The 23763-nt window shown below is 73.8% G+C and carries 18 protein-coding genes; 7 read left to right on the forward strand and 11 right to left on the reverse strand.

Translation table 11 applies throughout. The annotated features are described in order from the left end of the window. The first annotated feature begins 10 nt into the window (after nucleotides 1-10). Together WMF20_RS11670 and scpB are read left to right on the forward strand one after the other, a co-directional pair. Nucleotides 11-2566: a segregation/condensation protein A gene (locus tag WMF20_RS11670; RefSeq protein ID WP_437613260.1), complete on the forward strand. Its 2556-nt coding sequence runs from the start codon at nucleotides 11-13 to the stop codon at nucleotides 2564-2566. Next, nucleotides 2553-4328 carry an SMC-Scp complex subunit ScpB gene (gene scpB, locus WMF20_RS11675; RefSeq protein ID WP_437613262.1) on the forward strand — a complete coding sequence of 592 codons (1776 nt, stop codon included), beginning with the start codon at nucleotides 2553-2555 and terminating at the stop codon, nucleotides 4326-4328. Before WMF20_RS11670 ends, scpB begins: the two co-directional genes overlap by 14 nt. Before the next feature lie 42 nt (nucleotides 4329-4370). On the opposite strand, the gene WMF20_RS11680 is transcribed toward scpB, so the two are convergent. Then, nucleotides 4371-4715, reverse strand: a complete 345-nt coding sequence (locus WMF20_RS11680) for a helix-turn-helix domain-containing protein (protein WP_129574422.1) — start codon at nucleotides 4713-4715, stop codon at nucleotides 4371-4373. Nucleotides 4716-4793: 78 nt separating this feature from the next. On the opposite strand from WMF20_RS11680, the gene WMF20_RS11685 reads away from it, so the two are divergent. Together WMF20_RS11685 and WMF20_RS11690 are read left to right on the forward strand one after the other, a co-directional pair. Then, a complete protein-coding gene (locus tag WMF20_RS11685) occupies nucleotides 4794-6425 on the forward strand; it encodes a lamin tail domain-containing protein (protein WP_437613264.1) in 1632 nt (543 codons plus the stop codon). 200 nt (nucleotides 6426-6625) lie between these two features. Then, nucleotides 6626-7255, forward strand: a complete 630-nt coding sequence (locus WMF20_RS11690) for a helix-turn-helix domain-containing protein (RefSeq protein WP_129574423.1) — start codon at nucleotides 6626-6628, stop codon at nucleotides 7253-7255. A 261-nt stretch (nucleotides 7256-7516) separates the two neighbouring features. Here the strand turns inward: WMF20_RS11690 and WMF20_RS11695 are convergent, their stop codons facing one another. Together WMF20_RS11695 and WMF20_RS11700 are read right to left on the reverse strand one after the other, a co-directional pair. Next, entirely contained in the window at nucleotides 7517-8881 is a 1365-nt protein-coding gene (locus WMF20_RS11695) for a TldD/PmbA family protein (RefSeq protein ID WP_437613267.1), read from the reverse strand. Between the two features lie 175 nt (nucleotides 8882-9056). Beyond that, entirely contained in the window at nucleotides 9057-9809 is a 753-nt protein-coding gene (locus WMF20_RS11700) for a hypothetical protein (RefSeq protein WP_437613269.1), read from the reverse strand. Between the two features lie 259 nt (nucleotides 9810-10068). Here WMF20_RS11700 and larB point away from each other — a divergent pair, with 259 nt between their 5' ends. Continuing rightward, nucleotides 10069-10821 carry a nickel pincer cofactor biosynthesis protein LarB gene (gene larB / locus WMF20_RS11705; RefSeq protein ID WP_129574425.1) on the forward strand — a complete coding sequence of 251 codons (753 nt, stop codon included), beginning with the start codon at nucleotides 10069-10071 and terminating at the stop codon, nucleotides 10819-10821. 68 nt (nucleotides 10822-10889) lie between these two features. Then, complete coding sequence (larC, locus tag WMF20_RS11710; RefSeq protein WP_437613272.1) at nucleotides 10890-12278, forward strand: nickel pincer cofactor biosynthesis protein LarC; 1389 nt, start codon at nucleotides 10890-10892, stop codon at nucleotides 12276-12278. A gap of 121 nt (nucleotides 12279-12399) precedes the next feature. Here larC and WMF20_RS11715 read toward each other — a convergent pair whose 3' ends face one another. From WMF20_RS11715 to WMF20_RS11750, 8 genes are all read right to left on the reverse strand, one after another. Beyond that, the gene (locus tag WMF20_RS11715; protein ID WP_237245263.1) at nucleotides 12400-13041 is read right to left on the reverse strand and encodes a thioredoxin domain-containing protein; all 642 of its coding nucleotides are present in this window, start codon (nucleotides 13039-13041) and stop codon (nucleotides 12400-12402) included. A 174-nt stretch (nucleotides 13042-13215) separates the two neighbouring features. Next, nucleotides 13216-14211, reverse strand: a complete 996-nt coding sequence (locus WMF20_RS11720; protein ID WP_129574428.1) for an ABC transporter permease — start codon at nucleotides 14209-14211, stop codon at nucleotides 13216-13218. Further along, nucleotides 14208-15737: an ABC transporter permease gene (locus WMF20_RS11725; RefSeq protein WP_237245264.1), complete on the reverse strand. Its 1530-nt coding sequence runs from the start codon at nucleotides 15735-15737 to the stop codon at nucleotides 14208-14210. The genes WMF20_RS11720 and WMF20_RS11725 overlap by 4 nt, the downstream gene beginning before the upstream one ends. Nucleotides 15738-15752: 15 nt before the next feature. Next, a complete protein-coding gene (locus WMF20_RS11730; RefSeq protein ID WP_437617104.1) occupies nucleotides 15753-17363 on the reverse strand; it encodes a trypsin-like peptidase domain-containing protein in 1611 nt (536 codons plus the stop codon). Continuing rightward, nucleotides 17363-18457: a S1 family peptidase gene (locus WMF20_RS11735; protein WP_437613275.1), complete on the reverse strand. Its 1095-nt coding sequence runs from the start codon at nucleotides 18455-18457 to the stop codon at nucleotides 17363-17365. Before WMF20_RS11735 ends, WMF20_RS11730 begins: the two co-directional genes overlap by 1 nt. A gap of 16 nt (nucleotides 18458-18473) precedes the next feature. Next, nucleotides 18474-20294 (reverse strand): Stp1/IreP family PP2C-type Ser/Thr phosphatase, encoded by a 1821-nt coding sequence (locus WMF20_RS11740; RefSeq protein WP_437613277.1) that lies wholly within the window; start codon nucleotides 20292-20294, stop codon nucleotides 18474-18476. Next, nucleotides 20291-22294, reverse strand: a complete 2004-nt coding sequence (locus WMF20_RS11745) for an FHA domain-containing protein (protein ID WP_437613279.1) — start codon at nucleotides 22292-22294, stop codon at nucleotides 20291-20293. Before WMF20_RS11745 ends, WMF20_RS11740 begins: the two co-directional genes overlap by 4 nt. A 39-nt stretch (nucleotides 22295-22333) precedes the next feature. Next, complete coding sequence (locus WMF20_RS11750) at nucleotides 22334-23140, reverse strand: hypothetical protein (protein WP_437613281.1); 807 nt, start codon at nucleotides 23138-23140, stop codon at nucleotides 22334-22336. 202 nt (nucleotides 23141-23342) lie between these two features. Between WMF20_RS11750 and WMF20_RS11755 the strand changes: the two genes are divergently transcribed. Further along, nucleotides 23343-23732: a hypothetical protein gene (locus WMF20_RS11755; RefSeq protein WP_061621352.1), complete on the forward strand. Its 390-nt coding sequence runs from the start codon at nucleotides 23343-23345 to the stop codon at nucleotides 23730-23732. Nucleotides 23733-23763 lie beyond the last annotated feature (31 nt).

Consider the following 23763-nt stretch of genomic DNA (forward strand, 5'->3'; position numbering starts at 1 on the left):
CGGTCGCGGCGTGAGCGGTTCCAAGGCGGGCGCAGCGAGGGCGCGCGGCGGCAAAGGGCGCGGCAATGCGGGCGCCGCTCCTGCGTCCGCCGCCCGCCAGGGCGCTTCGGCCCGGGACGCCGCCTCGCCTGCCCGCGAGGCCGCCTCGGCCCGCGAGGCCGCGGCGGCTGCGCGCGAGGAGGCGGCGGACGCGGGGCCGCGGGAGGGCGAGTACGTCGTCACGCTTCCCTCGTTCGAGGGGCCGCTCGACCTGCTGCTGCACCTCATCCAGCAGCACGAGCTCGACATCCTCGACATCCCCGTGAGCTTCGTCACGGAAAAGTACCTTGAGTACCTGAAGCTCATGCGCTCGCTGTCGATCGATCTTGCGAGCGAGTACCTCGTGATGGCGGCGACGCTGGCGCACATCAAGTCGAAGATGCTGCTGCCGAGCGTCCCTGCGGGGCAGGACGACGACGGGATGCCGGGCGAGGAGGAGGATCCGCGGGCCGAGCTCGTCCGGCGGCTGCTGGAGTACCAGAAGTACAAGGTGGCCGCGGCCGAGCTGGCCGAGCGCGGCACGCTGGGGCGGGACGTGTTCACGCGCGGCATGAGCGAGAGCGAGGTGCCCAAGGGCCCCGCGCCGTTCGCGTCGATGGCCATCTTCGGCCTGCTGGACGCCTTCGAGCGGGTGCTGAAGCGGACGAACGTCCAGATTGATCACGAGGTCGTCTTCGATCGCATCAGCATCACGGATCGCATCGTGGAGCTCACGGAGAAGCTCTCGGCGCGGCGGTCGATGCGCTTCGAGGATCTGCTGCTCGACAGCGTCTCGAAGGGGGGCGTCATTCCCCGCTTCGAGGTCGTCATCACGTTTCTGGCCGTGCTCGAGATGTGCAAGCTGAGGCTCATCCGGGTCCACCAGACGGACTCGCTGGCGCCGATCCACATCCAGCTCTCGGTGCCGGACGGCACGCCTCCGCCAGATTTCGAGGTCGACGAAGGGGCGCCGGCGGCGGAGCGGGTCGAGGTGGCCGGGGGCGAAGAGGCGGGCGCGCCGCCTGCTGCCGGCGAGGGTGGGGGAGCTGAGGCCGAGAGCGTGGGGGGCGGCGAGCTCGCGGAGCCGGAGCTCGTCGAGGCGGCGGAGCTGGAGCTCGTCGAGGCGGCGGAGCTGGAGCTCGTCGAGGCGGCGGAGCTGGAGCTCGTCGAGGCGGCGGAGCTGGAGCTCGTCGAGGCGGCGGAGTCGGAGCTCGTCGAGCCCGAGGGAACGGAGGTCTCGGAGGCTGCGGAGGCGCTGAGCGGCGAATCGGCGAGCCCGAAGCCGCCCGAGTCCACGGAGGACGTGGAGGACAGGAGCGTCGAGGCGGAGGAGCCGGAGCTCGCGGAGATTGCAGAGGCGCCGAGCGACGAATTGTCCAGCGCGGAGCTGGTCGAGCCCGCGGAGGACAGGAGCGTCGAGGCGGAGGAGCCGGAGCTCGCGGAGATTGCAGAGGCGCCGAGCGACGAATTGTCCAGCGCGGAGCTGGTCGAGCCCGCGGAGGACAGGAGCGTCGAGGCGGAGGCGCCTGAGCCTGCGGAGATTGTGGGGGCGCCTGAGGCGGCGGAGGCGGCGGAGGCGGCGGAGGCGCCTGAGGCGGCTGAGGCGGCGGAGGCGCCTGAGGCGGCTGAGGCGGCGGAGGCGCCTGAGGCGGCAGAGACTGCGGAGGCGCCGAGCGACGAATTGTCGGGCACGGAGCTGGCGGCGCTCTTGGAGGACAGGAGCGTCGAGGCGGAGGCGCCCGAGCTTGCGGAGGTTGCGAAGACGCCTGAGCTTTCGGAGGCGCCCGAGCTTGCGGAGGTTGCGAAGACGCCTGAGCTTTCGGAGGAAGCGAGCGAAGAGCTGGCGTGGCCGGAGCCGGCCGCGCCCGTGGAGGACCGGAGCATCGCGGCGGAGGCGCCGGAGCTTGCGGAGGCTGCGGAGGCGCCTGAGCTTGCGGAGGCGCCGGAGCTTGCGGAGGTGGAGGCGCCTGAGCCTGCGGAGCTTGCGGAGGCTGCGGAGCTTGCGGAGGCTGCGGAGCTTGCGGAGGCTGCGGAGCTTGCGGAGGCTGCGGAGCTTGCGGAGCTTGCGGAGGCTGCGGAGACGCCTGAGCTTGCGGAAGCGGCGCAGGCGGCGAGCGAAGAGCCGGCGTGGCCGGAGCTGGCCGCGCCCGTGGAGGACAGGAGCGCCGAGGTGGAGGCGCCGGAGGCTGCGGAGGCGCCGGAGCTTGCGGAGGCTGCGGAGGCTGCGGAGGCACCGGAGCTTGCGGAGGCTGCGGAGGCGGCCACGTGGCCGGAGCTGACCGAGCCAGCCGAGCCATCGAGCGGCGAACCTGCAGGGCCGGAGCGTGCCGAGCCGGCGGAGGAGACGAGCCGCGCGCACGACCTCGCAGGGGGCGAGCCAGCGGCGGAACCAGACGCCGGTCCCGCCCTGGAGCAGACAGAGCGCGATGCGGCCGCGAATCCGAGCGACCTGCCGGCCTCGGAGGAGGCCGCGATGCCGCCGGAAGGGGCTGCGCCGGCGGAAGAGGTGGATGAGGTAGACGCAGGGAGTGGCCGTGACGGTGGCTGATGCCGCGGCGAAGCGGCGGCGCGTGGCGAAGACGACAGGACAGGGCGCGCTGGCGCAGCTGAGGGCGGCGGCGCATGCGTGGCTCGGCGGAGCCAAGCGGTCGCGAGGCGCAAAGAAGGAGCCGCGCGCGCCGAAGACGCCGGGGCAGGGCGCGTCAGCGAAGACGACAGGACAGGGCACGCCGGCGCACCTGAGGGCGGCGGCGCACGCATGGCTCGGCGGAGCGAAGCGGTCGCGAGGCGCAAAGAAGGAGCCGCGCGCGCCGAAGACGCTGGGGCAGGGCGCGTCAGCGAAGGCGAACGCGCAGGGCACGCCGGCGCACCTGAGGGCGGCGGCGTACGCGTGGCTCGGCGGAGCCAAGCGGCCCAGGGGGGCGAAGAAGGAGCCGCGTGCGCCGAAGACGTCGGCGCAGGGCGCGCCGAAGCAGGCCGCGCCGGCGCGGGCGAGCGGGCGGGGCACGCCGGCGCGGTTGAGGGCGGCGGCGTACGCGTGGCTCGGCGGAGCGAAGCGAACGCGCGGCGCGAAGAAAGAGCCGCGCGCGCCCAGGGCGACGCGTCAAGATCCGCTCGCCCGCTTCCGCGCAGGCGCCTGGTCCCAGCTCGGCGATCCGGCGCGTCGCACCGATGCTCCCGTCCGGAGCGCGGCCTCGGGGCCCGCGCAGGTGCCGGGGCTCTCCGCGGTCGCGCGCAAGCATCTGAAGGGCGTGCTGGAAGCGCTCATCTTCGTGGCGGAGCGGCCGGTGCCGGCCCGCGAGCTCGCGCGCTCGGCGAACGCAGAGCACCGCGTCGTGCGCGAGCTCTTGGCCGAGCTCGTCGCGGAGTACGACGGGCGGGGGTTCCGGCTGGACGAGGTCGCCGGAGGGTACGTCTTCCGGACGAGCCCCGCATTCGCGCCGTTCGTTCGCGAGGTGACCGATCAGAAGCCGGTCAAGATGTCGCGCGCCCAGACCGAGACGCTCGCGATCGTGGCCTACCGGCAGCCGATCACGCGGCCCGAGATCGACGAGATCCGCGGCGTCGATTCCGGCGCGGCGCTCAAGTCGCTCCTGGAACGAGACCTCGTGAGGATCCTGGGCAAGAAGGACGAGCCTGGGCGCCCGATGCTGTACGGCACGACGGCGCAGTTCCTCGAGTTCTTCGGCCTGAAGGCGCTCGGCGAGCTGCCGACCCTGCGCGAGTTCACCGAGCTGACCGAGGAGTCGCGACGCGCCTACGAGCGCGAGCTCGGCGAAGAGCCGCCGGAGACCGCGGTGGCGACCGCGGGCCAGGAGAGCTTCGCCGGCGCGGAGGGATCAATCCGGACGACGGTCGCCAGCGCGGCCGAGGATCTACCGGAAGACGTCGGCGTGTCGCCTACTGCGCCGCGGGAGGGAGATGTTGTGATGGAAGCCATGGAAAACCACGTGCGTGAGGGGAGCTCGGTCGCTGGGGAGGATGCTGGGGCTGTCGAGGAGGCCGCCGCCCGGCACGACAACCCTGCCGAGGAGGATGCGTTGCGCGACGGAGAGGACGAGGAAGACGAGGACAAGGAAGACGAAGACGACGAGGGCGAAGACGAAGAGGACGAGGACGAGGACGAGGACGACGACGAGGACGAGGACGAGGACGAGGACGAGGACGGGGGAGAAGACGAGGACGAAGAGGGCGAGGACGACGACGAGGAGAGCGAGGACGAGGACGACGAGGACGAGGACGACGAGGACGACGAGGACGAGGAGGACGAGGACGAGGACGAGGACGAGGACGACGAGGACGACGACTGAATCGTCATCTCCTCCTGACCCTCAGGCCCATCGGCCCGTCGTTCACGACGGCGGGGCGTCCATCGGATCCGGATAGGTTTCGGCCAGCTTCATCGCTGCGCTCCTCAGCTCGGGGTGGGCGAGGAGCTTGCGGAAGAGCCGCCAGAGCTCGGGGTCGGAGAGCAGCTGGAGCGGCGAGGCGGTCGCCTGCTTCTTCTTCTTGCGGGGGATCGCCTCCGGACCTTTGCGCCGCAGCTCCTCCATCATTCCGACGAAGCGCTTGGTCGGGAAGAGATCGCCGTGCTCCCAGGCGAGCACCGTCTCCTGCTCGATGCCCAGCGCTCCGGCGAGCTCGCGGGCCGTGCACCCAAGCTCCTGCCGGAGCTTCTTGATGTCCTCGGGGGCCATGCAGAGGCGAGGGTAGCGGCCTCGAAAAAAAAAGCGACGGCGAGCAACCGGCGGCGCGCTCCTGCCGAACTCCGCGTCATGACCCAGCACCCGCCGACTCGCCCCTCGTGCACTCCCCGCGCTCGCCGGGCCCTGCCGCTCGCGCTCGCGCCGCTCGCGGCCTCCGCCCTGCCGCTCACGCTCGCGCCGCTCGCGGCCTCCGCCCTGTCCTGCGCGCCGGAGCTCGCGGCTCCCCCTCGCTCCCATCCTGAGGAAGAGGACGCCGAGCTCGCCGACCCCGCGGGCGCGGGCCCCGAGCTCCACATCGAGCCCGAAGCGCCCCTGCACGCCGCGCCGCCGGTGCTGCGGCTGCGGGTGCGCCTCCCGGGCGCCTCGCTCGAGGGCGTCGATCCTGCCCGTGCGCTGGTCGTCCGCGGCAAGGTCGGCGCGGCGCACCTCCGCCAGATCGAGCAGGGCGAGCTGTCGAAGGCGCTCTCGGAGCGCGTCGTCCCGTCGATCGCCTGGCTGGACGGGACGCCCCCGGGAGACCTCACGCTGACCGTGGCGCCGCTCGTCCCGCTCGCGCCCGGCGAGACGTACGCCGTCGCGAGCGGCAGCCCCGTCTTCTCGCACCACCTCCAGATCGCCGCGGAGGGCTCGCCGCCCGTGCTCCCGCGGATCTGGCCGCCGCCCGACGCCGGGGCGAGCCTCGGCCTCGGCGTCTGGTGCGGCGACGCGCCGCTCCCGGAGACCATCGCCGCGGCGACCCTCGAGCCGAGCGGGCCGGCGGGCGAGTTGCGCCGCGGCGCCGTCGAAGGCGTCGGCGCGCGCTGCCTGCGCTTCGAGGGGGAGCTGCCCCCGGCGCCGGGCGAAGCGGACGAGCTGCGCCTCGTGGGGCCGCCCGTCGCGTTCGAGGGCGAGCCGGCGGCCGTGAGCCTCGACCCGCGTCCGTTTGCGCTGGAGTCGGAGCCCCTCCCCGCCGTCGCCGCGGCGTGCGCGCCGGACGAAGTGCCTCTCGGGCCGGGGTGCGCCCAGGTCGCCGACGATCGGATCCGGGTCCGGTCGGCGGACGCGCCGCTGCTCTGGGCGATCGCGGGCGAAGGGCTGGACGAGGTCCTCGCCCTACGGCCGGGCGAGCCGTTCGTCCTCGGGCCCTTGCCGCCCCTCTCCCCCGTGGAGCTCGCCATTGCCACCGTCGACAACGCCGGCCGCGTGGAACGGCGGACGTTCTCTGCCGTGACGCGCGCGCCCATGCCCCACGTGATCATCAACGAGGTGCTGGCAAATCCCGTCGGTCCGGAGCCGGGGCAGGAATGGGTCGAGCTCTACAACGATGGCGACGTCCCAGCTGACCTTACAGGGTATGTGCTGGCCGATGTGGGCGGAGAGACCGAATTGCCCTCCATTTCGCTGGCTCCCGGCGCGTACGCGCTGGTCGTCAACGAGGGATTTGTCTCCGATGATGAGCTCGATCCCCCGGCTCCTCCCGAGGCGCTCCTGCTCCGCGTGCCAAAACTTGGCAACCATGGGCTGTCGAACTCGGGAGAACCGCTCAAATTGATGGATGGAGGAGGTGCAGTCTTGTCCAGGTCGCCCGCCATGCCCGAGCCGAAAGCAGGGATGAGCTTGGCCCGCGTAGGGCCGCGCGCTCCCGACGGCTCGGCTGGCTCCTTCGTGACCAGCTGGCCGACACCCGGGCGCGTGAACATAATGAACCAGGAGATCCCCTGAAGGATGGGGAGTTCGCCTCCGTACGGGGCGATCTCTCCGAGGGGCCGAGAAAATTCGAGCAAAGCGGGTGACGGACCCGTCTATGAGAGCTAGGTTTCAATCGAGTAGACAGACGGGTGGGGGGGGCCGCCACCTGAGGAGACGCTGCCGCGCTGTGAACGCGAGCTGTGCGGCAGGTGCCTTTCGCGTGGAGTTCGGCGATGGCTGGTGTTCGTGAGAAGCTGTTGACCGCATCCGACCTGGCAGCCCTGTGCGAGGTCGACTTGAAGACAATCCATAACTGGGTGGATCGAGGGAGGATTGCCCATTTCCGTACGCCAGGGAGACACTTGCGCTTCAAGGCGGCGGATGTGGCCGAGTTCCTCCGCGCATGGGGCTATTCGGTGCCCCGGGAGCTCGCCAAGGCGACCTCCAAGTCGATGATGGCCATCGGCACCAAGGACACGATGGCCCACGTGGCGCGATCCCTCGGGGAAGGCGTGCCCATCCGGCACGCGAGCCACCCGTACGACGCGCTGATCTACGCGGGGGCGGACCCCGCGGACGTGTACATCGTCGACGTTCGGGCCGTGTCCGGCGACGTGGACGTCACCTCCCTGTTCGAGGCGCTCCACCGGGCGAACTCCCAGGGGACGTTCGTCGCGCTGTCGGACGAGCCGATCAGCCTGCCGCCGTTCGTGGGGAGGATCGGCCGCAACGACGCGCAGCAGCTGAAGGCCTTCCTGATGCCTGAAGCGGCCGCGCAACCGGGGGCGCCCCTCCAGGCGAGCGCCGGCGCAGCCTCGGAAGAGCCGCCGCGGAGCTTGGCCGCAGGCGGGTCCTCGCGCTGAGCGAGGGCCGCGGCCGTCCTACGCCCAGCTCGACAGGCTCGGCGAGGACGGCCGCGGGCGACGGAGGAGAGCCCGCCACCGAGCGCAGCACTGCAAGCACGACCCGCTGAGGACAGAACCCCCCTCCGCAGCGCAACCTGGGGCCGGTTGAAGGGTCGCTCGCAACCCAGCTGCCGAGCCCGCTCCCACGCTTTCCTGAATGAGCTGGAGAAGAAGGCGTCGAGGAGCGCGGGCCGCTCGAACGACGGCGGATCAGCGCGCTCAGCTGCCGGCGATGGTCATGGCGGAGACCCGGAACGTCGGAGATGACGTCGCCGTCCGGAGATCGAGGTCGTTCCCGACCGCGTCGATCCGCTGCAAGAGCTCGTCGAGGTTCAGCGAGATGGTCACCTCGCTGACGGGGTATGTCAGCTCACCGTTCTCGATCCAGAAGCCGGCGGCGCCGCGGGAGAAATCGCCGGTCACGGCGTTGAAGCCGAAGCCCATCATCTCGGTGACGTACAGCCCGCGCGGCGTGGAGCGGACGATCTCTTCCGCCGGCGTGGAGGTGGGCTGCAGGATGAAGTTCGAGGTCGACGGGCCCACGCCGCCGCCGGCGCCGCGCGAGGCGCTGCCGGTCGAGGGGCGCTTGAGCTTCCGGCCGCTGTAGCTGTCGCAGAGGTAGGTCTTCAAAATACCTTGCTCGACCACGACGTTGCGCCTGGACGGGAGGCCCTCGCCATCGAACGGGCGCGAGCCGGGCGCGCGCGGGATCAAGGGGTCGTCGACGACGGTGATGAGATCGCTGGCGACGCGCGTCCCCTCGCGGCCGATGAGGTAGCTCGACTTGCGCCAGATCGCGCTGCCCATGAGGCAGGAGCCGAGCAGCCCGAGCATCGAGCGGGCGACGTCCGGGTCGAAGACGACGGGCGCCTCGCAGGTCGGCACCTTGCGGGCGCCGAGCTTGCGCAGCGTTCGGCGGGCTGCCTCGCGGCCCACGGCCTCCGGGGCGTCCAGGTCCGCGAGGTGGCGGCGGGCGGTGAAGTAGAAGCCGCGGCGCTTCTTGTCGTCGCTGTCGTCGGCGACGGGGGAGACCACGAGCTGGGCGTAGGAGCCGGCGACGCCGCCGCGGAACCCGCCGGACAGGACGAGGGCGTAGGCGCCCGCGCTCCGCGAGAACGTCGCGCCCTCGCTGTTCGTGATGCGGGGGTCGGCGTCGCGCGCGGCCTGCTCGCCGCGGCGCGCGAGGTCGATGGCCTGCGCGGCCGTGACCTCGCCGCCCGAGGGGTCGTAGAGATCGAGCGCGGGGAAGTTCCCCTTGGCGATGAGCTCCGGGTCGGCGGGGCCGGCGAACTCGTCCTCTTGAGAGATGTCGGCGAGCTCCAGCGCGTCCGCGACGAACCGATCGAGGCCGCGGGGCGTGAGGTCGGAGGTCGAGGTCAGCGCGACGCGCTGCTTCTTGATGATCCGCATGCCGAGGCCCTTGTGGACGGCCTCCTCGACGAGCTCGGGCTCGCCGAGCCGCACCTTGGTGGTGAGCTCGGAGCCGGAGCGGGCGATCGCCTCGGCGACGTCGGCGCCGCCTTTTCTGGCGCGGGTCACCACCTGCTCGGCCAGCTCCATCAGTTCTTCGATCTGACGATCCATGCGGGCTCGTTCGGACATGAGGCGACAGGGTGGTGGAGCGCGGTGGCTCCGTCAACGCGGTGACGCGGCGGGCCGGCCGCCGCGACGGTCCGCCGCCGCGGTGACGCGGCGGGCCGCGCCGCCGCGACGGTCCGTCGATGCGGTGACGCGGCGGGCCGCGCTCGCGGGAAGCGCCTCAGCCCGGCCGGTTCGAGCGGCCACCCTTGCCGAGGCCGAGCCGGCGCTGCGGGCGCGTCGAGGCGGACCGCGGCGGCTCGACCGCTGAAGACGGCGCGCTCGGGACGGCGCGGGGGCGCGGGGCGGCGGGGGGCTCGCCCTTCTGTCCGCCGCCCGGGGGCTCGCGCCGGAGGAGGGCGCTCACGGTGACCGCGAAGCCGGCGGCGAGCATGGTGTACATCCAGAGGAGCGCGTAGCCGAGCGGACCTCCGGCGATCGGATGGACGCCGAAGTCGCCCTCGACCTGCCGGTAGGTGCCGTCGAGCGCGAGGCGCCGGGACAGGGCGAGGACGGCGAGCAGGGCGATCGCGAGCGGCGCGCCGGCGAAGACGGCCAGCGCGCGGATCGAGCGCTGCGCGGTGGGCCGGCCGCCGGCGCTCGCGGCGAAGCGCTGCGCGGCGACGAACCCGGCGGGCACCGAGGCGGCGTCGAGGAGGAGCAGCACGAGGTCGACGGCGGACGGGATCCGGCGGGTGTCGACGAGGTACGCGAAGCTCCAGTCGGGCGCGAAGACGAGGAAATAGGCGCAGACCGGGGCGAAGACGAGGACGGCGAACAGGCAAACGAGGGCGAGCGGCCGATCGGGTGCGCCGGACGCGAGCCGTGGCTCCGCCGCGCGGAGCGCGCCTGGGCGGTGAGAGGCTGCTGCGCTGAACCAGGCGAGCAGCGCGCCGAGAGCAAAGCCGACGAGGGGAGCGACGAAGGCGGGCACGCGGCGCGGAACGTAGTCCCGTCGCCCCCTCCTGCGCAAAGAGCCTGGAGAGTTTGCGTGGGGCGGCACAAGGACGCGCGAGGGGAGCGCGCCGGGACGGCGCGCCCGGGGGACGGCGCGCCGCGCGAGAGGGGCGCGCACCGAGCCGCCGGAGGCGCACGGCCAGGTGCGCCGCGGGCGCGAGGGGGTGACGGGAGGAACGGGCGGACGGGGCGGAACGTTTGCTCTGGCGGCGCCGCCGCGCTAAGCGGCTGCGCACATGGAGCCGCGCCTCGTCCGGGACATGCTTGAGCGCGTTCGCACCGGCGAGCTCGCCGTCGAGGAGGCGCTCGAGGCGCTCCGAGGCCTGCCTTTCCGGGATCTTGGCGTCGCGACCGTCGATCACCACCGCGCCCTCCGGCAGGGCGTGCCCGAGGTGATCTTCGGCGAAGGGAAGACACCCGAGCAGATCGCCCTGATCGCCCAGGAGATCTCGGGGGCCGGGCAGAACGTGCTCGTGACCCGGGTCGACGCCGCGAAGGGCGCGGCGGTGGCGTCGCTCTTGCCCGCGTTCCGCTACGTCCCGCTGGCGCGGACCGGCACCGTCGAGGTCGCGCCGACGCCGAAGCGCGCCGCCGGTCCGGTCGCGGTGGTGACCGCGGGCACGAGCGACCTCCCGGTCGCCGAGGAGGCCATCGAGACGCTGCGCGCCGTGGGGCTCGAGGCGAAGCGGCTGTACGACGTGGGGGTCGCGGGGCTGCATCGCTTCCTCCATCGCGTCGAGGAGCTGCGCAAGGCGTCCGCCGTGATCGTCGTCGCGGGCATGGAGGGCGCGCTGCCGAGCGTGGTCGGCGGGCTCGTGGCGGCTCCGGTCGTCGCGGTCCCGACGGCGGTCGGCTACGGCGCGGCCCTGGGCGGCTTCACCGCGCTCTTCTGCATGCTCACGTCGTGCGCCTCCGGCGTCGCCGTGGTCAACATCGACAGCGGCTTCGGCGCGGCGATGGTGGTGCATCGCATGTTGCCGAAGGAGTGAGCGCTCGACGAGCGCGACCGCGGGAGCGCCGCGAGGCACAGACGCCCGGCGAACGGAGCAGGCGAGACATGGGACACGGGCACGATCACGACCATGCGCATGGGCACGGGCACGACCATGCGCACGGGCACGGGCACGACCATGCGCACGGGCACGACCATGCGCACGGGCACGATCACGATCACGCGCACGGGCACGACCACGATCACGCGCACGGGCAGGGGCACGACCCTGCGCACGGGCACGATCACCCGCGCGCGCCGCTCCTCGAGGAAGGCGCGGGCGCCGGCAAGATCCTGTTCTTCGACGCCTTCAGCGGGATCGCCGGCGACATGACCATCGCCGCGCTGCTCGATCTCGGGGTGCCGCTCCTCGTCATCGAGCGCGCCGTCGCGGCGCTGCCCATCGAGGGGTTCCACCTGCACCGCGGTCACGCCCACCGCAGCGGCATCGTGGCGACCTCGTTCGACGTGCACGTCGAGGCGCCGCAGCCGGAGCGCACCTACGGATCGATCGACGCCATGCTCGCCGCGGCGCCGCTCGATCCGCCCGTCGCCGCGCTGGCGCGCCGGATCTTCCGGCGCCTCGGCGAGGCGGAGGCCGCCGTGCACCGGATCCGCCTGGAGGACGTGCACTTCCACGAGGTCGGCGCCGTCGACGCGATCGTCGACATCGTGGGCGCCGCCGCGGCCATCGTGCACATCGGGGCGGAGGTCGTCGGCTCGCCGCTGCCCATGGGGCGCGGCTTCGTGAAGGCGCGGCACGGGATCCTCCCGCTGCCGCCGCCCGCCGCGGTCGCGTGCCTCCGCGGCGTCCCGACCTACGGCGTCGACCTCGACGCCGAGCTGGTCACGCCCACCGGCGCGGCCATCATCGCCGCGCTGGCGACCCGGTTCGAGCGCTGGCCGACGTTCGCGCCCGACCGGATCGGCTTCGGCGCCGGCCAGCGAGAGCTCCCGGACCGCCCCAACCTGCTGCGGGTCGTCCTCGGGACGCGCTCGGGCGGGGAGGAGAGCCTCGGCAGCGCGTCGCACGTGATCATCGAGGCGAACGTCGACGACCTCACCGGCGAGGTGGCGGGACACGCGATCGAGGCGCTGTTCGCGGCCGGCGCGCTCGACGCGTGGGCGGCGCCGATCACGATGAAGAAAGGGCGGCCCGCGCTGACGATCGCGGCGCTCGCCGCCGCCCCCCAGGCCGACGCGGTGGCGACGGCGCTGCTCCGCGAGACGACCAGCATCGGGCTCCGGAAGATCCCGGTCGCCCGCACGGAGCGGCCGCGGCGGATCACCACCGTGAAGACCGCGTACGGCGCCATCCGGGTGAAGATCAGCGAGGGGCCGTTCGGGCCGCCGCAGATCAAGCCGGAGTTCGACGACTGCGCCGCGGCGGCGAGGACCCACGGCGTCCCGGTGCGCGAGGTCGTCTCGGCGGCGCTCGCGGCCGCCAAGGGGTGACGCGACGGCCGCCGGTCGATGACGCCGCCGGGGCCGCCGGCGGCGACGCAACGCCCCGGCGCCGCGCGCGCGCCCGGGCGACCGCCGCGCTCACCGGACGGGGCCGAACGCGCGCGAGCGCTCAGTCGGGGCGCTGGATCGGCAGCGCCTCGGCCTCCCACCCGAGGAAGCCTCCCTCGAGGAACGCGACGGGGACGCCCTCCTCCGCGAGCTTCGCGGCCACGTCCTTCGACTTGTCGCCGGAGCGACAGTAGAGGACCGGCGCGCCGGCCAGCATGTGGAGCTCGGCGAGCCGGCCCTCGATCTCGTCCAGCGGGATGTGCACCGCGCCGGGGATGTGGGCGCGCCCGTACGCGGGGCCCTCGCGCGTGTCGACGGCGACCACCTGACCCTCGCGGATCAGCTGCGCCAGCTCGGCCGCCCGGATGGCGCCCTCGGCGCGCGGGAGGAACGGATCGAGGAGCTCGCGGAGCTGCTTGCGGTTGAGGACGCCCTGCTCCGCGGCCGCCGGGCGGCCCCGGTGAAAGACCATGAACATCGGGACGGCCTGGATGCGCAGCATGGTGGCGATGCGCTTCGACTTGTCGATGTCGATCTTGACCACCTTGGCCTTGCCCTCGAGCTCGCGCGCGATGGCGTCGACCTCCGGCGCGACCGTTTTGCACGGCCCGCACCAGGTGGCGGTGAAATCGATGAGCACGGGCAACTCGCTGCGGAGCACCTCGCGCTCGAACTCCTGCTCGCTGATCTCGGGAACGGCCATGGCGGGCGAATTCATAGCGGGCCTTCCCATCGAGATCGAGTGGCGCGAGGCCCCCGCCGCCGAGATCGCGCAGATGAGCCCGATTTCGGCGAAATCCCGGCGCGGCCTCGGCGCGAGGCGGGCGGCGGGCGCAGCGGAGACGGCCGCGGGCGCTCCGCCCCGCCGCGCGCGCCCTCAGCGCGGCGTCCGCGCGCGCACGGTGCGCGCGTCGACGGCGTCGCGCAGCGCGTCGGCGATGAGGTACGAGCCGCCGACCGTCGCCAGGAGCAGCAGGCCGGGGAGCACGAGCAGCCGGATCTCGCTCGGGTGCCGCGCCGCCTGGCCCAGCGTCTCCCCCCACGACGCCACGCGGGTGGGCGCGCCCATCCCGAGGAACGAGATCGCCGCCTCGAGCAGGACCACGGACGCCACGCCGAGCACCGAGCTCACGATCGTGGGCCCGAGCGCGTTCGGGAGGATGTGGCGGTAGAAGACGCGCAGCCGGGTGCTGCCGAGCGCGCGCGCGGCCATCACGTACTCCTCGCTCGAGGCGCGCAGCACCTCGGCGCGCACGAGGCGCGCGATCTCCGCCCAGCGGACGAAGGCGACGGCGAGCACCAGCGACAGCGCGGAGGGCTCGCGCTCGATGGCGCGCACGATCGCCACGACGAGGATCGCCGGGAAGGTGTCGACCGTCTCGACGAGGCGGACGAGCCCGTCGTTCCAGAAGCCGCGCAGCGTGCCGGCGAGCCCGCCGAGCACGACGCCGAGGAACATGCCCACGAGCACCGCGCTCAGCGACAGGCCGAGCGCGGTGCGCGCGCCGTAGATCAGCCGCGCGGCGAGATCGCGGCTCTCGAAGTCGGTGCCGAGCGGGTGGTCGAGCGAGGGCGACGCGTTCGGGCCGGCGTCGGTGCGCTGCTCCGGGCCGTAACGGATGGGCGGCCAGATCGCGACGCCCACCTCGAAGCGCACCCGGAGCTCGGCCTCGGTGAGCGACTCGAGCTCCGCGGCGTCGGTGATCGCGGGCAGGATCTCGGCGCCGTCCGGCCCGAACCGGGCGATCGGCGCAGGGGCGGCGAGCAGCTCGGCGAAGATGGCGAGCAGCGCGAGCACGCCGAGCAGGACGGTGCCCGCGGCGACGCGCTTGCTGCCGACCATCCGGCGGAGGAACGCCGCCGCGTGCGTCACGCCCCGCTCCTCCGCGACAGCACCGCCGGGCCGAGCCGCGGGTCGACGAGCACGTACGCGAGATCGGTGGCGATCACGCCGAGCGCGGCGATGCCCGCGGCGCCGATGGAGATGGCCATGAGCCAGCTCACGTCGCGCGCCTGCACGGCGAGGAGGGTGAGCTCGCCGAGGCCGTGGAGCTCGAAGACGCGCTCCACGACGAACGCGCCGCCGAGCGCCATCGGCGGCTCGAGCATCGCGAGCGTCACGACCGGGAGCACGGCGTTGCGCAGCCCGTGGACGGCGATGGCGCGCGCGGCGCCGGCGCCGCGCGCCCGCGCGGCCCGGATGAAGTCCTGCGTGAGCACGGCGACGAGCGCCGCGCGCTGCTGACGCGTCGGCGCGGCGATGAGCGAGAGCGCGATGAGGCACGTCGGCAGGAGCAGCGATTCCGCGCCGCCCGCGAGGAGCGCGGCGGCCACGGCCACGATGGCGGTCGGGAGGACGGCGAGCGTGAGCACGGCGGCCGCGATGGCGGAGTCGCTCCGCCGGCCGCGCGAGGCCGCGCTCAGCGCGCCGAGCGGGACGGCCACGGCGTAGGCCAGGGCGATCGCGCCGAAGACGAGCGTGAGCGTGACCGGCGCGCGCCGCTCGAGCTCGTCGAGCACCGGCTCGCCGGTCGCGGCGACGCCGAGGCGGTGGGTGACCGCGCCGAGCGCCCACTTGCCGTACCGCGTCTCCAGCACCGTCGCCGCGAGCCGCGCCGGGCCGGAGAACACCTCGAAGTCGCTGCGGTAGACGTTCCAGAAGGACTTCCACCGCGTGACGCACGCGCGCGCCTCCGCGAGGTCCTCGCCCGGCGCGATCCGGTCGTCGATCTCCGTGATGTGGGCGGCGACGTCGACGAGGGCGCGCGCCTGATCGAGCGTCGCCGCGTCGCGCGGCGGCTGGAGCGCGGCGATCACCGGCTGCAGGGCGAACGTGTCGAGCTCGAGCAGCTCGGCGGCGCGCGACTCGGAGCCGTAGCGGACCAGGCGGCGCACCGCGCTCCGGACCGACGCGCTCCGGAACTCGATGCCGCGGTCGTCCCAGAAGCGCGTCCAGAAGGCGACCGCGTGCGCCGGGGCCGCGGCCTCGTCGGCGCGCGGCAGGCCCATCCGCGCCGCGACCGGCGCGAGCGCGAGGGCGACGCGGGTGCGCGGCTCGGGCGCGAGCGCGTCGAGCGGCAGGATGTGCGGCAGCGCGGCGCCGCCGAGCCGCCGAAGCTCGTCGGCCGCGGCGGCCGCGCCGTCGCCGCCGGCCGCGACGGCCTGCACGGCCGCGAGGGCGCGCAGGCGCACGTCGCGCGGGTCCAGGTTGATGAAGCGCGGGAGGTCGAGGAAGCGCTCCCGGCGCAGCCGCGCGAGCTCCGCGCTGGAGAGCGAGCTGGCGAGGAGCGGATCGTCCGTGGGATCCGGGACGAACGAGAGCACGAAGAACGTCAGCAGCGAGACGCCGACGAGGGTGGGCAGCGTCCAGAGGAGCCGTCGGAGCGCGTGGCGGAGCATCTCTCTCGCGCGGGGTCAGCGCAGGATGGCGTCGAGCAGGTCGATGCGCATCCCGAACTTGTAGGGGGAGGCCTTGACCACCTCCGTCTTCTGGCCGGAGATCGTCTCGTCGTTGCCCTCCAGGTAGCCGCCGGCGTTGATGCCGATGACCTTGCCCTGGCCGTCGAAGATGGGGCTCCCGTTCATGCCGCTCGTGCTGCGGGCGTCGTGCTGGATCAGCCAGGCGTCGGCCGCGCCCGCGGGCCGGCCGTTCGCGCCGGTGATCCGGCCGATGTTGGCCGCGAGGAACGTGGCGACGGGGTTCGCGGTGTCGGTGAGGCGCTCGGGGAAGCCGATCAGGTACACGTCGTCGCCCGCGCCGGCCGCGGCGAGCTCCTCCCGGGTGGCGAGCTCCAGGACGGCGGCGGCGCGCCCCGCGATCGACACGACGCCGATGTCCGGGGTGAGCTGGTCCGCGCTGTCGCGGTACTGGGGGTGCGTCCGCATGCTGGTCACGGCGAAGCTTATCTGGCCCCGGCCCTCGTTCTCGAGCGCCACGATCGTGCCGCCGCGGCGCTTGGCCGCCGTGATGCAGTGCGCGTTCGTCGCGAGGACCGAGGGCCGCACCGCGAACGCCGTGCAGAACCCCTCGCGCCCCGAGGCGAGCATGAAGATCCCCTTTCTGAAGCGGTCGTGGAGGTTGCGCCCGAAGTTGGCGTTCGAGGGGTGGAGCGTGCCGAGGCGCCGCTCGATCTCCTTGCGCCGCGGGTCCTCCGGCGGCAGGCGCGCGAGCTCGGCGCGCAGCTGGCTGATCTCGTCGTGGGAGGAGCGGTTGTAGACGATGAGCCCGGCGAGGCTCGCGAGCGCGACCACGAGGAGCGAGGCGAGGATGTAGGTCGTGCGACGCTGGCCCGCGGTCGCGGCGTGCACCTCCTTGTGGAGCATGGCGTTGAGCTCGACGGTGCCGCGGGGCTTCGCGCGCCCCGTGGCGGCCGAGACGGCCGAGGAGATCATCATGGCGATCGTCCGCTCGCCGACCCGCCGCGCGCCGGCCGGCGGCGCGGCCGCGACGTGCCCGGGGTAGGCCGCGGCGTGCGCGGCGTAGCCCGCGGCCTGCGCCGGGAGAGCGGCGGCCGGCGCGGGGTGGCCGGTGCCCGGCGCCGGGTACGCGGCCGGCGCGGGATGGCCGGCGGCGTGCGCCGGGTAACCGGCGGCGGGCGCCGGGTACGCAGCGCCCGCCGGGTACGCAGCGGGCGCCGGGTACGCAGCGGGCGCCGGGTAGGCCGCGGCGTGCGCGGGGGGAGGCGGCGCCGCGTGCGCCTGCGGCGGCCCCGGCGGCCGGCGCTCGACGAGCTCGATCCGCACCCGCGGGCCCTTCGTGCCGAACGTGACCTCGTCGCCCGAGGCGATCGGGTGCCGCTTGATCCGCTGCCCGCCCGCGTAGGTCCCGTTGCGGCTGTCGAGGTCGTAGAGCACCCAGCCCGCCGCCTCGAGGCGCGCCTCGGCGTGGTGGCTGCTCGCGTCGCGATCGTGGTTCGGGTCGAACACGACGTCGTTGTCCGGCGCGCGGCCGAAGCGCACCACGCGCTTGTCATGGAGCTCCACGGACCCGGCGTTGCGCCCGAACGTGTGCACGACGCGCAGCATCACGGCGCGGGGACCCCCTTCAGCAGATCGATGCGCATCCCGATCCGGAACGGCGAGCTCTGCGTCACCGTCGTCTTGCGCCCGTCGATCGTCACGTCGTCCTCGTCGTCGATGTGCGCGGCGTGGATGCCGATCACGTGCCCGTACTGGTTGAAGATCGGGCTCCCGCTGTTGCCCCCGCGCGTGACCGCGTCGTGCTGGATGACGACGGCGCGGTCCGGCGTCGTCGCCTCGTGGTCGACGCCGGTCACCCGCCCGATGCGGCCCTCGAGGAACGTCGCCGAGGGGCTCAGCGGATCCATCAGCCGGCCGGGGAAGCCGAGGACGTAGGCGTCGTCGCCCGGCCCGATCGCCCGCAGCTCGGCGTCGTTCGCGAGCTTCACCGTGTGCGACGCCCTGCCGTCGATGCGCAGCAGCGCGACGTCCGGCGAGCCGGACCCCGCCTGCCCGGGCTTGTACGCCGGGTGGGCCGACATCGCGACGATGCGGAACCGCGTCTTCCCCATCGAGTCGTTCTGCGTGACGATCGGGGTGCCGCCGAGCGCGCGGCAGTCGCGAACGCAGTGCGCGTTCGTGGCGAGCAGATCGGGCGCGACGGCGAAGGCCGAGCAGCAGCCGCCGATGCGGTTGTCCACCTTGTAGCCCATCACGTAGAGGGCCAGCCGGTTCTGTTCGAAGATGGCGCGGCCCGAGAGCACCTGATCCGGGATCTCGCCCGTCGGCCGCGCCGCGGGCGCGACGCCGAGGCCGACCTCGCGCGCCAGCGCGTCGGCCGCCCGGCGCGACCGGTACGCGACGACGCCCGCCACCGCCACCGCGACGAGCGCCGCGGCGACGCCGAGCCCGAGCAGCAGGTTGTGGCGCGCCACCCGCCGCCGCGCCTCGTCCGCCGTGGCCCGCACGAGCGCGACCGCCTTGTCCTCGCGCCGCATCGCCTGCACGACGGCGTCCCTGACGATGCGCTGCGCGGTCTCGACGTCGACGCGGCCGTCCGCGTCCGGTCCCCGCGGGGGCGGCCCTTCCTGCGGGGCGGCCGGAGCCTGCCGGCCACGCTTGTCGTTGCTGCGCAGCATCGCGGTGGGTGGCGCGCGCACGTGCGCTGCGCGCGGCCTAACGGAGCAGGTAGTAGCCGGCGATGGTAACGCACGCGACGGCGCTCACGATCATCAAGATCACGAGCCACTGCGGCGCGCCGTCGGTCGGGATCATGATCGGCTCGTCGCCCTGGACGGGGGCGCGGGCCTTGCGCTCCTCCAGCGCGTCGTCCGGCGGCAGGGGCGAGATGACGGGGTCGTAGTCGTCGCCGTCCTCGTCCAGGTCGCTGTCCGCGGCGCTCAGCCACGACTTCGGCGAGGGGGGGCGCTGCGAGATCTTCTTCTCGTCGAGCTCCTTCACCTTGCGCGCCGGCTCGGACGCGGCGGCGTTCTGCGCGAGGAGGTGCTCGGGCAGCGAGTACTTCTGGTAACGGAGCTCCTCGATGTCCGCGAGGTCCGGCTCGGCGAGCCCGTCGCCGTCGAACTTCGCGACCACCACCGTGATGTTGTCGTGGCCGCCCGCCTGGTTGGCCCGATCCGTCAGCACCTTGCAGGCCTCGATCGGATCGTCGACGGTCCGCAGCACCTCGCGGATCTCCTCGTTCCTCACCATGCCCGAGAGCCCGTCGGAGCAGAGCATCAGCGTGTCGCCCTGCTTGAGCTGCACGTAGGTGAGGTCGACCTGCACCGAGTCGGCCGTGCCGAGCGCCTGGAGGATGATGTTGTTGTGCTCGAAGGTCTCGGCCTCCTCCTCGGTGAGCTGGCCCGCCTCGATGAGCTGGTTCACGAGCGACTGATCGCGCGTCACCTGCACCAGCCGATCGCCGCGCAGGACGTACGCGCGGCTGTCGCCGACCTGGCCGAGGAACAGGTGATCGTCCATGAGCGCGGCGATGGTCGACGTCGTGCCCATCCCGCGCCGGGTGCGATCGAGCTTCGCCTCGCTGAAGATCCTGAGGCCCGCGGCCTCGATCGCCTGCACGAGCCGCGCCGCGAGCTCGTCGTGGTTCTGCGGGGGACCGCCGGCGCTCATCCGCTGGTAGATGATGTCGACCGCGAGCTGGCTCGCGACCTCGCCGGCCGCGGCGCCGCCCATGCCGTCGCACACGCCGAGCAGCGCGCCGCGCTCGCCGATCACCTGGTAGCGGTCCATCTCCATCAGGCCGCGGCTCGCCTTGGTGAGATCCGCGACGATGAAGTTGTCCTCGTTGTGCTCGCGGACCTGCCCCACGTCGGTCCGGCCGAACAGCCGCAGCACGACCTCGGGTCGACGCGGCTCGGCCGGCGCTGCCGCCCCGCCGTCCATGTCGTCGGGGCGCTGCCCGCCCTCGGCCGGCTCGTCGCCCGCGGCGGGGCGCAGGGTCGAGCCGTCGCCGATGGCCTCCGCGGCCGGGGTCTCGTCGAGCGCGCCGTCGTGCGACGCGGCGACCGCCGGGGCCCCGGGGGACGCGTGCGCGTGGACGCCGGCCGGCGGCGCGTCGGGGGTCGCCGCGTCCGCGAGGTCGTCCGACCGCGTCGCGCTTCCATCGGCGTCGTCTTCGCGCAGCCCGCCGGCGGTGAGCCGCACCCGCGGCGGCGGAGGGAGCTTCCTCCCGACCTTGTCGGGGCTCGGGGCGCCGGGCGCCTTCACGGATTTCACGGCGATGCCAGCCTTCTGCTCGCGCGCGGCGTTCGCGGCCGGGCGCACCTTGGGCGGCGTGGGCGGCTTCCAGTTCACGGGCTTGCCTGCTTCCAGAGACCCCGCCTTGCCGGCCTCGAGCGACGCGGCGCCGTGCGGGGAATCACCAAGGACCTTGCCCGCGTTGCCGCTCGGGTCGGTCCCCACCGACGCCGCGCTCGAGAGCCCCTCGACTTCCAGCGCCTCGGTCGGCGTTTCGCGGACGGTCGGGTCGCTCATCGGGAGAGATCCACGCGGAACAAGTGCTGCCCGATGCGCACGAAATCGCGATCGTGGAGGCTGACGTCCTCGCGGATGGCGACGTACGTCCCGTTCGACGACTCCAGGTCGGTGAGCGAGAACTCCCCCGTGGCCGGGTTCCTCCGGATGGCGGCGTGGCGTCGCGAGAGGAACGGATCGGCCGTGAACACGATGTCTCCCGTTTCCCGTCCGATCACCGTCTCGTCCCGGTAGAGGTGGTACACGTCCCGCGTCACGCCCTCCACCGTCCGCTGGCACAGTCGCGCCCGCCGGTGGATGGCGGGCGAGCCAAACAGCAACGTTCCATGCTGGATCGCATGGCCGAGGCCTCGCTCCCCGTCGCTCACGGTCTGAAACTGTAACACCTCGAGCCCCAGGAGGAGCAAGTCGCCATCTCGAAGGGGGTGCGTCTTCCGGATGCGCAGGTAGATGCGGTTGACGCTGCCCAGGTCACGGAGAACCCAGGACCCGCTCTGCGGAATGAGCCGCGCGTGCCGCGGCGAGACGTACAGGTCGTCCTCGAGGACGATATCCCCCTCGGTGCGGCCGATGTCGACCTGCGGCCCGGTGAGGGGAAAGCTCTTCCCCTCGGTCCCGTCTTCGACGATCACGATGAGCTTGCCTTCGGGCGCCCGGGCCGGCCGCGTGTCGGCCGGGACCCACGCCGGCGGGCGGACCGAATAAGACGCCCGCAGCGGAGCGAGCGGCACCTGGGAGGGCGGCGGCGCGCTGCCCGCCTCGGTCGAGAGCGGCCCGGGGGCGTCGCCCGGCGGGGGCCGCGGCGGGTCGCGCCCGACCTCCGGGGCGGGCGCGGGCTGCGGGCGGTCGGCGGCGGGCCTGGACGGGCGCTCGGAGACGGGCCGCTCGCCCTCGAGCGGCGCCCCGCAGTACTTGCAGAACCGCGTGCCCGCGAGGCACTGGCCATGGCAGCGCGCGCACTCGACCGGCCGGGCCGGCGCCTTCTGCGACGACGCGATGTCGAGGACCGGCGAGCCGACGATCTTGTCGGGGGTGCTCCCGCTGGCCGGGGGAGGGGGCAGCCGCGGGGGCGGCTGGGCGACGGGCGGCAGCGGAGGCGGCGCCGGCTTGGCCGGCGGCGAGGCGCCGGGGCCCTGCCGCGGCGCGTCCCCGGCGCCGGGGCGCTCGTCGCGCGGCGCGGGCGGCGGCGCGGCCTCGGGCGCAGGCGCGTGCCGGGGCGCGGCGTCCTGGATCCCCCGCGCCGTCGTCTTGGTCTCCTCGAGCGGCGGGTGCGCCACATACGGCGCGGCGGGGGACGGCCCGGCGTCCGGGTCGCTGCCCCTCGCTCGCCTGGGCACGACGCTCGCCGGCTGCGGCGCGCCCGCCGGCGCGGCGCCGTCCTTCCGGTGGAGCGGCGCGCCGCACGTCACGCAGTAGCGGTAGCCCGGCGGGTTGTCCCCGCCACAGCTCGCGCACGAGAGCCCCAGCAGCGCCTCGGTGATCGACGGCGTCGCCTGCGCCATGGACGGCGCCTCCGCGTCGCTCCGATCCGCGGGCCGCGGCCCTTGCAGCGCCGGCGCCATCTGGATGGCGCTGTCCAGCGCGCCCGCGGCCGGCGTCGCGGCGCCCTCGCGCGTGGGCGCGGGCGCGAGGCGCGCGGCGATCTCCGCGCGGCCGTGCGCCGCCGGCATGGCAGGCTCCGTCCTCGCCGAGCCTATGGGGCTGAACGAGAACACCGGCGCCTCCGGGCGAAGGCGCCCCGGCGCGCCGCGGGCCCCCGGCGCCCGGGCGGCCGAGCGGGCGTCGTTCGTGGGCGGCGAGTCGGCCTGCGCGGGCGAAGGCAGCGCCGGGAGCGACACCTGGGGCAGGCCGCTCGGCGGCGTCGGCGGGGCGACGCGCGCCTCGCGCGCCTTGAGCCGTCGGCCGCAATCCTGACAGAACGTCAGATCGGCAGCGTTGTCGCGACCGCACACATCGCAGATCACGCTGCCGAGGGGACCGCGGAGCGACGGTCGAGTCAAGTGGACGGTGCGTTCTCTCGAGCGGGCAGGGGGAGCCGCTCAGCGCCGACCGAGCTCGGTCCGCACCTCGAGCAGGAGCTCGAAGCCCACGAACTGCGCGATGCCGGTGCCCCGCTCGTAGTTGGCCGTGTCCTTCCAGCCCGCGATCAGCACCGGCCGGTAGACGCAGCTGACGCCGAGCACCGCGCGGCGCGACACCTCCAGCTCGACGCCGACGCCGCCGAAGATGAGCGCGCCGCCCGTCTCGACGCCCCACTCGTTGCCGTAGACGACGCCGCCGACGCCGGCGGAAAAGTACGGGGCCGCTCGGTAGCCGATGTCCGGCATGTACCTCATCTCGGCGCGCAGCTGCTGGAAGATGCCGAGCCGGTAGAGGTTGCTCGAGTCCATCTTGGTGAACTGGTACGCGCCGCCGAAGTACCAGGGGCCCGGCGATCGGTAGCCGCCGCGGATCGCGAGCCCGCCGCCGCTGCCCAGGATGCACGAGTACAGCGGCCCCGATCTCGGGCAGACGGCGCCGGGGTCGAGGCTGATCTCCGCCACGAGGGCGACGCCGTACTGCGCGTACTCGACGTGCAGCGGCGGCGGTCGCGCGGCCAGCTCGACGCGCGGCTTGACGGGAGGAGGCGGCGGCCGCGCGGCGGCGGCGTCGCTCGCCTGCGCGCCGTCGACCCCGTCGCCCGCGGCCTCGCCTGTCCGGGCGCCGACGGGAGCGTCGGGTGTTGCGGAGGGGAGGTCGCCCTCGGCCTTGCCCTCCGGCGGCGCGGCAGGCGCTGTCAAGGACAGCAGCGCGCTGGCCGCGAGGGTCGCGGCCGGGAGCGCGCCGGGCGGAGGTCGTAAACGCACGAGTTGCTTGAGATACGCGAGAGATCTGTCGCCGGCAACGCCCGTCCGCGCGCGAGCGGCGGTGCCCGGGGGCGGCTGTCAGGCCCCCGCCGCGACGCCAGGAAAAGAGGGGACGGGAGGGGGAGGCGGGCGGTCTCGTGAAGCTCGACTCCATACGCCGCTTGACGGCAGCTGCGAGGGTCGCCTAAACGAAGCCACCTTCATGGAGATTCACCTCGACAAGCGTGCCGTAAAGCAGATCCGCCTCTCTGCGGCGGATGCCGTTGAGGAAGGCGACACCGAGGCGCTGCGCGAGGACGTCCTCGAGGCGTTCTCGGAAGAGCAGGTCGAAGAGATCGAGCGTCGTCTGGACAGCGGTGATTTTTTTGAGTTCTTGACCGACGTGCTCGACGAGTGGGGGGGCGACGACGTAGACGAGCTCTTCGAGCTCCTCGAGACGCAGCTCGGCGACATCGGCATCGACCTGAAGTACGAGCCGCGCGAGGACGACGACGACCTCGACGAGGCCGAGGACGACGACCTCGGCGACGATGACGACGAGGAGGGCGACGACGACGCCGAGCTCGAGCCCGAGGACGACGAGGACGACTGACCGCGGGGCGGGCCGCCGAGAGGGCGGTCCG

The sequence above is a fragment of the Sorangium sp. So ce834 genome, assembly GCF_051521425.1.
In the GTDB taxonomy this organism is placed as follows: domain Bacteria; phylum Myxococcota_A; class Polyangia; order Polyangiales; family Polyangiaceae; genus Sorangium; species Sorangium cellulosum_D.